This is a genomic window from Mesorhizobium sp. M2A.F.Ca.ET.042.01.1.1 (genome assembly GCF_003997405.1).
GTDB lineage: Bacteria > Pseudomonadota > Alphaproteobacteria > Rhizobiales > Rhizobiaceae > Mesorhizobium.
In genome coordinates, this window is the sequence record NZ_RZRX01000044.1 from 22,301 (window position 1) to 31,978 (window position 9,678).

General features: G+C 65.0%; 7 protein-coding genes. 6 read left to right on the forward strand and 1 reads right to left on the reverse strand.

Annotation, left to right across the window (positions count from 1 at the left end):
* Positions 1–129 precede the first annotated feature (129 nt).
* Positions 130–1,515 carry a PLP-dependent aminotransferase family protein gene (locus EOA23_RS09480; RefSeq protein ID WP_127303743.1) on the reverse strand — a complete coding sequence of 462 codons (1,386 nt, stop codon included), beginning with the start codon at positions 1,513–1,515 and terminating at the stop codon, positions 130–132.
* 83 nt (positions 1,516–1,598) lie between these two features.
* On the opposite strand from EOA23_RS09480, the gene EOA23_RS09485 reads away from it, so the two are divergent.
* From EOA23_RS09485 to EOA23_RS36070, 6 genes are all read left to right on the forward strand, one after another.
* Positions 1,599–2,090, forward strand: coding sequence for an Lrp/AsnC family transcriptional regulator (locus EOA23_RS09485; protein WP_127303744.1), 492 nt, complete (start codon positions 1,599–1,601; stop codon positions 2,088–2,090).
* Between the two features lie 413 nt (positions 2,091–2,503).
* The gene (locus EOA23_RS09490; protein ID WP_127303745.1) at positions 2,504–3,997 is read left to right on the forward strand and encodes an NAD-dependent succinate-semialdehyde dehydrogenase; all 1,494 of its coding nucleotides are present in this window, start codon (positions 2,504–2,506) and stop codon (positions 3,995–3,997) included.
* A gap of 35 nt (positions 3,998–4,032) precedes the next feature.
* Positions 4,033–5,412 (forward strand): aspartate aminotransferase family protein, encoded by a 1,380-nt coding sequence (locus EOA23_RS09495; protein ID WP_127303746.1) that lies wholly within the window; start codon positions 4,033–4,035, stop codon positions 5,410–5,412.
* Between the two features lie 22 nt (positions 5,413–5,434).
* Positions 5,435–6,535: an alcohol dehydrogenase family protein gene (locus EOA23_RS09500; RefSeq protein WP_127303747.1), complete on the forward strand. Its 1,101-nt coding sequence runs from the start codon at positions 5,435–5,437 to the stop codon at positions 6,533–6,535.
* Positions 6,536–6,866: 331 nt separating this feature from the next.
* On the forward strand, positions 6,867–9,416 hold the full coding sequence (locus tag EOA23_RS09505; protein WP_127303748.1) for a caspase family protein: 2,550 nt from the start codon (positions 6,867–6,869) through the stop codon (positions 9,414–9,416).
* A 16-nt stretch (positions 9,417–9,432) separates the two neighbouring features.
* Positions 9,433–9,678 (forward strand): hypothetical protein (locus EOA23_RS36070; protein ID WP_127303749.1); only part of this gene is annotated, 246 nt, incomplete at its 3' end.

Genomic DNA, 9,678 nt, shown 5'->3' on the forward strand with positions numbered 1-9,678 from the left:
CCCCGTTCTGGAGAAGCCTATGCCCTTAACGATGCGAAACGCGTCAAATCATGTCAATTAGGAAAATAATATCATGACAATATTTCCGGCGCGGCACAATTTCAGGGCAATCTGGACTCCTTTTGTGCATCAGATGGCGAGCAGGAGATGCTCCGGATCGCCGAGCAGCAGCTTGGCGACAACGCTCAGGCCCGTCCGCAGTTCCCCCTCTGTGGTCGATCCGAGCGAGATGCGCACGGCCGGACGCCACGGCGTGTCGGCGATGCGGAACGAAGTACCCGGCGCGATCGCCACGCCGCGCAGGCGCGCTTGAGAGACAAAGCTCTCCTCGGCGCGGTCGCCCGGCAGCTCCAGCCACAGATGCAGCCCGTCCCGGTGGACGCGATAGTCGACGCCCGCCAGGACTTCCGCGGCGATCTCCTGGCGCCGCCTCAACGCCTGTCGTTGCCAGTTGACCAGCTCCATCGCCGTCCCGTCATTCACCCAGCGCGTGGCGATCTCCGCCACCATCGGCGTCGCCATCCAGTTCGAGACAAGGTGGCGGTTGGCGACGGCGGCCACATAGCGGTCCGGCACGGCGAGATAGCCGATGCGCAGACCGGGCACGGTGATCTTGGTGAAGGAGGTGACGTAGAGCGTCCGCTCCGGTGCAAAGGCGGCGACCGCCGGCGGCCGGCGTTCGACCAGCGGCCCGAGCACGTCGTTCTCGATGATGGCGATGTCGTGCTTGCGGGCGACCGCCGCGATCTGCCCGCGGCGAGTGGCATCCATCAGGGTCGCCGTCGGGTTGATCACCGAGGGCTGGACGAAGACCGCGCGAATGTCCGAGAGACGGCAGGCCTCGTCGAGCGCCTCGGGGATCAGCCCGTTGCCGTCGATCGGCAGCCCTTCGAGGTTGAAGCCGAGATAGCGGGCCAACGGCACCAGCGTGTGGTGGCCGATCGCCTCGGTAGCGACGGTCGAGCCGGGCGGCGCCACGCTCATCAGCGCCACCGTCATGCCGGCGGTGGCGCCGTTTGTGAGGCTGATGTTCTGCGGTGACGCCTCCAGCCCGCACAGCTTCAGCCACTCGACCGCGACCGCGCGGTGGCGCGGGAAAACCATGTTCGGCCGGAACGACAGCGCCGAGCTGGACGGCAGGTTCTCGGAAAGCCACCCCAGCGCCTGCTTCATCTTCTCCAGATGCATCGGCTCGCAGACCGGCTTCAGGATCGAAAGGTCGATAACCTCGCCCAGCCGTTCCGGGATGTAGGGTGGCTCCGGCTCGCGCCGCTGCGTCTGCACGAAGCTGCCGCGGCCGACCTCGCCGGAAATCAGGCCGCGGCGGATCAACTCCTCATAGGCGCGGCTGACGGTCTGCACCGAAAGCTTCAGGTCGTCCGCCAGCCGGCGATGCGTCGGCAGCCGCGTGCCGTTGGCCAGCCGCCCGTCATGGATGGCGCGGGCGAACTGGTCGGCCAGCGAGAGATAGGCCGGGCGGCGGACGAGAGCAGGATCTGGCTGCCATAATGTCATGACTTATTAGAGATCGAAATCAGTGCAATTGACAATCGAAATAATGCATCGTCATGGTGTCCTGAACGAAAGGCGGATACCGCATGGCGGCAGCGAAGCTCGACCCGATCGACCTCAGGATTCTGGACGCCATCCAGCGCGACGGGCGCATCACCAAGCTGGCGCTGGCCGAGAAGGTCGGCCTGTCTCCGACGCCGTGCTGGATGCGGCTGCGCAAGCTGGAGAAAGCGGGCATCGTCTCGGGCTATCACGCCGCGATCGCCATGCGCGTCATCGCGCCGGTGGCGACCGTGTTGATGGAGGTGACGCTGGCCAACCATCGCCAGGCCGACTTCGACCGGTTTGAGCGCGTGGTGCGCGACGTTCCGGAGATCGTCGCCTGCTGGTCAGTGGGCGGCGGCGTCGATTACGTGCTGAAGGTCATGGCGCGCGACATCGATGCCTATCAGCGGCTGGTCGACGACCTGCTCGAACGCGAGATCGGCATCGACCGCTACTTCACCTACATCGTCACCAAGACGGTCAAGGACGAGACCGTGCTGCCTGTGGCCGACCTGCTGCCGGAGCAAGGGTGAGTCGGTCTCGCGACCGGCGTGGAGATTAGCCGAAACGTCCGCACTTCGTCATCCACGGGCGGAGCAAGGAGCGAAGCGACGCGGCGCAGACCCGAGGATATATGCCGTGGCGCAAAGGCATTGCGACGGTGCAGAATTCTGTACCGCTGCGCCCTTCGATCGAGGTAACGGCATGGATCCTTGGGTCTCCGCGACGGAGCTGCGCTCCTGCTTCGCCCAAGGATGACAGGCTGAGGAGCCTCGGCCAATTTTCACCGTTTGGTGGCACCCGCCAGCCGGCAAGCTAGAGAGATCGACCTGCTCTCTCGGAGAAATAGAGACAATCTCTCTACATCGGATCGCCGAAACAGCCTCTTTGTCTCGATCGCGCGACTAGTCTCTCCCTATCGCCTCGACACCGGGAGACTTGACTGATGTCCGCGCATTTGGCCCGCACCAACCACCATGAAGCGCTCGACCGCCTCGCCGATCGCCGGCTGCTGCGCGCGCTCGCCTATGTCGACGGCCACTGGACGGCAAGCGAGGCTGCGGCAAGTTTCGAGGTCACCGATCCGGCGACCGGCGCTACCGTCGCCTTTGTGGCGGCGCTCGATGCCGCCCAGACGACGAAGGCGATCAACGCAGCATCCCGAGCGTTTCCTGCGTGGCGGGCACTGTTGCCGCAGGAGCGCTCGAAAATTTTGCGAAAATGGTTCGATCTGATCATCGCCGCCAAGGACGATCTGGCGCTGCTAATGACGCTCGAGCAGGGCAAGCCGCTGAAGGAATCGCTTGGCGAGATCGACTACGCCGCGTCCTTCGTCGAGTGGTATGCCGAGGAAGCGAAACGCCTCAACGCCGAAAGCGTCACCAGCCATCTGCCGAACGCCGAGATGTCGGTGCGCCGCGAGCCGCTCGGCGTGGTCGGCGTCGTCACGCCCTGGAATTTTCCGTCGGCCATGCTCACCCGCAAGGCCGCGGCCGCGCTTGCCGCCGGCTGCACGGTGGTGGCGCATCCGTCCTCCGAAACGCCGCTGTCGGCACTGGCGCTGGCCGAGCTTGGCGAGCGGGCCGGGCTGCCGGCCGGCGTCTTCAACGTCATCACGGGTGATGCGCGCACCATTGTTGGCGCCATGTGCGCCGATGCGCGGGTCCGCGCGATGAGCTTCACCGGATCGACCGAAGTCGGCCGGCTGATCGCCGCGCAGAGTGCTGCGACGATGAAGCGCCTGGTCATGGAGCTCGGCGGCCACGCGCCGCTGATCGTCTTCGACGACGCCGACGTCGAGAAGGCGGTGACCATCGCGCTCGACGCCAAATTCGCCACCTCCGGCCAGGACTGCCTCGCCGCCAACCGCATCTATGTGCAGCGGCCGATCTACGACCGCTTCTGCGCCGCCTTCGCGCGCCGCATCGAGCAGCTTCGCGTTGGCAACGGGCTATCCGCGGACGCCGAGATCGGGCCGTTGATGCATGAGCGCGCGGTCAAGAAGGTCGAGGAACAGGTCGCCGACGCAATCGCTCACGGCGCCCGTTGCCTGACCGGCGGCAAGCGCCACGCTGCCGGCCCGCTGTTTTACCAGCCGACGCTGCTTGTCGATGTACCGGACGAAGCGCTGATCATGCGCGAGGAGACGTTTGGGCCCGTCGCCGCCGTCACGCCGTTCGACGACGAGGCGGAAGTCGTCGCCCGCGCCAACGCCACCGAATACGGCCTGGTCGCCTATGTCGTCTCCGAGAACGGCGCGCGGCAGGCGCGCCTGGGGCGTGCGCTGGACTACGGCATGGTCGCGATCAATCGCGTCAAGATCACCGGCGCGCCGATACCGTTCGGCGGCGTCAAGCAGTCCGGCACCGGCCGCGAAGGCTCGCGCCACGGGCTGGAAGCCTTCACCGATCTCAAATACCTCTGCCTCGATGTAGCCTAAGCTGCGCAGGTCTTCATTCTCGTCAGGAGTCAAAAATGCTCGAACAGTCCAACGAACTCTCCGCCTGGGATCGCGACCACTTCTTCCATCCCTCGACGCATATGGGCACGCACGCGCGGGGCGAGTCACCAGCGCGCATCATGGCCGGCGGCGAGGGCGTCACCGTGTGGGACAACACCGGCAAGAAGAGCATCGATGCCTTTGCCGGCCTCTATTGCGTCAATGTCGGCTATGGCCGCCAGAAGATCGCCGATGCCATTGCCGAGCAGGCCCGGAATCTCGCCTACTACCATGCTTATGTCGGGCACGGCACCGAGGCGTCGATCACCCTTGCTAAGATGATCATCGATCGCGCGCCGGAGGGCATGAGCCGAGTCTATTTCGGTCTCTCCGGCTCCGATGCCAACGAGACCAACATCAAGCTGATCTGGTATTACAACAACGTGCTCGGCCGGCCGGAAAAGAAGAAGATCATCTCGCGCTGGCGCGGCTATCACGGTTCCGGCGTGATGACCGGCTCGCTGACCGGGTTGGAGCTGTTCCACAACGCCTTCGACCTGCCGCGCGCGCCGATCCTGCACACCGAAGCGCCCTATTATTTCCGCCGCACCGATCGCTCGATGACCGAGGAGCAGTTCTCGCAGCATTGCGCCGACAAGCTCGAAGAGATGATCCTCGCCGAAGGCCCTGACACGGTCGCCGCCTTCATCGGTGAGCCGATCCTCGGCACCGGCGGCATCGTGCCGCCGCCGGCCGGCTACTGGCAGAAGATCCAGGCTGTGCTCAACAAATATGACGTGCTGCTCGTCGCCGACGAGGTGGTGACCGGCTTCGGCCGTCTCGGCACGATGTTCGGCTCCGACCATTACGGCATCAAGCCGGACCTGATCACCATCGCCAAGGGCCTGACCTCGGCCTATGCGCCGCTCTCTGGCGTCATCGTTTCCGACAAGGTCTGGCAGGTGCTGGTCAAGGGTTCCGACAAGCTTGGCTCGCTCGGCCATGGCTGGACCTATTCGGCGCACCCGATCTGCGTTGCCGCGGGCGTCGCCAATCTAGAACTGATCGACGAGATGGACCTGGTGCGGAATGCCGGTGAGACCGGCGCCTATTTCCGCGCCGAGCTCGCCAAGGCCGTCGGCGGCCACAGGAATGTCGGCGAGGTGCGCGGCGACGGCATGCTGGCCGCGATCGAGTTCGTCAAGGACCGCGACGACCGCGTCTTCTTCGATCCGGCGCTGAAGGTCGGGCCACAGATCGCGACGGCGCTTGCCGCGAGCGGCGTCATCGGCCGCGCCATGCCGCAGGGCGACATCCTCGGCTTCGCGCCGCCGCTCTGCCTCACGCGCGAGGAAGCCGACATTGTCGTCGAAAAGACCGCCGACGCGGTGAACAGCGTCCTCGCCAGCATCTGAGAAGCGACATCCGAGAAGCGATATGAATGCCATGACCAGAACCGTTCCCGCCACCATGGCCGCCGTGCAGCTTACCGGCCATGGCGGCCTGGAGAAGCTCGTCTACCGCACCGATGTGAAGGTGCCGGCACCTGCCGCCGGCGAAGTGCTGGTCAAGGTCAGCGCCTGCGGCATGAACAACACCGATGTCTGGGTGCGCCAGGGCGCCTATGGTACGGAGGAGGACGCGGCGGCCGTGTCGACGTGGCGCCGGCAAGGCAACACGCTGACCTTCCCGCGCATCCAGGGCACCGACACGGTGGGCACCATCGTCGCTATCGGCAACGGCGTGCCTGCGAGCCGCATCGGCGAACGCGTCATGGTCGACTTCTCGATCTACAACCGCGACGACGATTCGCTGGCCGACATCGACTATATGGGCCATGGCCGCGACGGCGGCTATGCCGAATACCAGGCGCTGCCGGCCGAGAACGCGCATGTCGTCGACACCGATCTGAGCGATGTCGAGCTCGCCACCTTCTGCTGCGCCTATCTCACCGGCGAGCAGATGCTGGAGCGTGCTGGGCTGCGGGCCGGCGAGCGCGTCTTGGTCACCGGCGCGTCTGGGGGCGTCGGCTCAGGTATCGTGCAACTGGCAAGGGCGCGCGGCGCCATCCCCTATGCCGTCGTCGGCAAGGGCAAGGAACAGGCCGTGCTCGACATCGGCGCCGAAAAGGTGATCACGCGCGGCGTGGCCGACCTGCCCGCCTCCGTCAACGAAGCGACCGGCGGCCAGCCCATCGACGTGGTGGCCGACCTCGTGGGCGGGACCATCTTCAACGACCTGCTGCGTATCCTGCGGCCCGAGGGCCGCTACACCACGGCGGGTGCCATTGCCGGGCCGGTCGTGCAGCTCGATCTGCGCACCATGTATCTGAAGCAGCTCCAGCTCCACGGCTCGAGCCAGGGCACGCGCGCCGACTTCCGCCGTATCGTCCGCTACATCGAGGAAAAGAAGATCAAGCCGCTGGTCGGCGGCGTCTACAAGCTCTCGGACTTCCACCGCGCCCAGACGGACTTCATGGGCAAGGACTTCGTCGGCAAGCTGGTCGTGGTGCCGGATGCGATGTGGAGTGGTGCCTGATCCGGGAAGGAGTGCCCGGCGAGGCGTCGGCCGTCGCTATCATCTGGCGCGGCGACTGCGGACGGCAAGCCTATATACGCCGGGAAGTAAACGCCTTGCGAGGACGCCCGGACGAAACCGGGGCGTCCTCGCCTCGCAGCCGGCGATGCGCTTGCCCAGGTCATTGCGGCGTCTCGGGCTCTGAGCTATTTTAGCAGTTTATTGGATACGTCTGCCTGCCATCGCGGGCGCGTTCCTTGCCGCCTTGGCAGATTGTGAAGTCTTTAACAGACCGCGATGCTGCAAGCTGAATTCTTGTGGCTGACAGGTCATAGCGGTTGGGGATTTTGCCATGCTGCGACGCTACGCGCTGATTGCGGCCTTGATCGTCGTGGGCCTCACGACGGTGCAGGCCCAGGCCGATCGAAGGGTTGCGCTTGTCATAGGCAATTCGCAATACCGCGAAATCCCGGCGCTCAAGAATCCCGACAAGGATGCCGAGGATGTGTCGAACACGTTCCGGCTGGCCGGATTCGATGTGTTCGTCGCCAAGGACCTGACCAAGCTCCAGTTCGAGAAGGAGTTCCGCAATTACCTCGCGGCGGCGGACGGCGCGGACCTGGCCATCGTCTATTATTCGGGCCACGGCTTTCAGATCGGCGGCGAGAACTTCCTGATCCCGGTCGATGCGTCGCTCAAGGCTGCGGCCGACATCGAGGTCCAGGCGGTCAAGCTCGACGATGTCCTGCAGCAATTGCGCGCCAAATCGAAGATCCAGGTGATCATCCTCGATGCCTGCCGCAACAACCCGTTCCCTCGCAAGGATTATTGGCTGCGCGACCAGTTGATCGCGGCCGGCGGCACCGGCCTTGCACAGGTGAAGAGCTCGCTGAACACGCTGATCGCCTTCGCCACCGAGCCGGGCGCCGTCGCCTATGACGGCTCCGGCGATCTCAGCCCGTTCTCGTCCGCCTTCTCCCGCCGCGCGCTGGCGCCGAACCAGGAGATACGCTCCGTCATGGCGGCCGTGCGCCGCGATGTGGTCGAGACCACCAAGGGGGCGCAGGTTCCGTGGGAGAATTCCTCGCTGATCGACGAGGTGGTGCTGATGCGCCGCGCCAGCCGGCCGGCTTTGCCGCCGGTGCTGGAAAAGACAGTGCCGTCGGGCGTCGGACCGGTCGCGCTCGACCTGCCTGTGCCGGTCGATGTCGACGGCGGCGCGGTCACCATCAGCATCGAAAGGCCACCGGCGCTGGGGCGTCTGATGCTGGACGGCAAGCCGATCGCAACGGGCCAGCCGATAGAGGGCAAGGACCTGCCGCGGCTCCAGATGGACGTGCCGAAGGGCGCCGATGCCGAGGACCAGGTCGATATGCTGGCCTATGCCACGCATGACGAATGGGGCGGCGGATCGCAAGGCATCCTCGTGTTCCGGGTCAAGAACGGCAACGGCACCGCCGGCAAGCAGCTTGTGGCCTCGCTGGAGTCCGAGCAGAAGCAGCAGGTGGTGGAGCGCGGCATCCACATCGCCGGCGCCGCCGAGGCGATCGAGAACCATGACGTGGACGTTCCGGTCGGTGTCGGTCCGGTCCCGCTGAAGCTGGATTTGCCGACCAAGGATCCGGCGGTCAGCGTGAAGCTCGCGAGCTATCCGGCAACCGGGACGCTGTCCCTGCCGGATCGGACCCTGTCGCCGCAGTCGAGCCTGACGGCCGATGAAGTCGATAAGCTGCGCTACGAGCCGCAGATAGGCACGGTCCAGCCATTGATAGTCGGCGTCGAAATCACGGCCGACAACACACCGTCAAAGCCGGCGACGATGAAGCTGTCGCCCAGTGTCGATCCGTGCGACCAAAAGGCAGGCGAGCCTTTGGACCTGCAGGGCGTCGTCCCCGGCCTGTTGCCGAACGAGATCGGCGCCGGCGCGGTGGACGCCTGCCAGGCGGCGGTGAAGGCCTATCCCGATGTCGCGCGTTTCCACTACGAACTCGGCCGCGCGCTGCTCGCCGCCGGCAAGGTCGATGAGGCGAAGAAAGCAATCCAGGACGCTGCCGACAAGGGACATGTCCGCGCTGTGTTCGAGCTCGGCTACCTCAACGCAACCGGGACGGGTATGCCCGCCAACCGCAAGCAGGCCAACACTTTCTATGCGGCGGCGTCTGACAAGGGCGATCCTTATGGCATGACCTCATGGGGCCGCGCTTTGTTCAACGGCTACGGTGTAGACCGCGATACCGGCAAGGGGCTTGACCTGCTGCTCAAGGCGGCGGCGATGGGCCATACCTACGCGATGAACGATCTTGCGGCGATCTTCACCGAGGGCCGCAACGGCGTGCCGGCAGATCCGGCGCGCGCGGTGGCCTTCCTCAAAGCTGGCGTGGAGCGGCAGGATATGTACTCGATGAACCTGCTCGGCCGCAATTATCTCGCCGGCACGGGCGTCGAGAAGGACCCCAAGGCCGCGCTCTCGCTGTTCCAGAAGTCGATGGATCTCGGCCAGCCCTATGCGCCCGGCAGCCTTGCCCGCATGTACAGGGATGGAGTCGGCGTCCAGAAAGATCTGGCCGAAGCGCAAAGGCTTTTCGAGCTGGCGACCAACCGCGGCGATCAGTCGGCCGCGTATGATCGCGCGGCGCTGGAGATGCAAAGAGGCGACAAGGTCGATCAGGCGGTGGCCGTGCGCTATCTCGCTTTCGCAGCCGCCCTCGATCTTCGCAACGAAATCCCGGACGCAAAGGCGACGCTCGCGAAATTCGGCGCGAAGGCGAAGACAGCGGCTCTGAAACAGATGCGTGGGGAACTCAAATCGAAGATTTCGGCGGACGGCTCGTTGGACGATCAACTGGTCAAGACGGCCAGGGCGGTCTGGGAGCAAGCCAATCCGCGCCGGGACTTGTTCTGATCAACAGGAGGCAAAAGTGGTGGGCTGGGCTTCGAAACAGGTAATCGTTGGGACAACTTTCTCCACGGTTTTGGCGGCGCTCATGGGCTGTACGTCCATGTTGCCGCCCGGACCAGAGCCGACGCCAGTTGTGGCGAGACCTCAGGCGAAGGTCGTCCGCACCACGACGCCAAAAGTTGTCAAGCAACAGAAGGTCACTGCCAAAAAGCTAATCAAGCCTGTTCAGAACGAAACCGCACCGGTGGTCACCCCTACTTTGGGG

What these genes read in the sequence shown, in the direction of transcription:
- EOA23_RS09480 (WP_127303743.1), bottom strand. Translation starts at nt 1,515, where the DNA reads ATGACATTATGGCAGCCAGATCCTGCTCTCGTCCGCCGCCCGGCCTAT.
- EOA23_RS09485 (WP_127303744.1), top strand. Translation starts at nt 1,599, where the DNA reads ATGGCGGCAGCGAAGCTCGACCCGATCGACCTCAGGATTCTGGACGCC.
- EOA23_RS09490 (WP_127303745.1), top strand. Translation starts at nt 2,504, where the DNA reads ATGTCCGCGCATTTGGCCCGCACCAACCACCATGAAGCGCTCGACCGC.
- EOA23_RS09495 (WP_127303746.1), top strand. Translation starts at nt 4,033, where the DNA reads ATGCTCGAACAGTCCAACGAACTCTCCGCCTGGGATCGCGACCACTTC.
- EOA23_RS09500 (WP_127303747.1), top strand. Translation starts at nt 5,435, where the DNA reads ATGAATGCCATGACCAGAACCGTTCCCGCCACCATGGCCGCCGTGCAG.
- EOA23_RS09505 (WP_127303748.1), top strand. Translation starts at nt 6,867, where the DNA reads ATGCTGCGACGCTACGCGCTGATTGCGGCCTTGATCGTCGTGGGCCTC.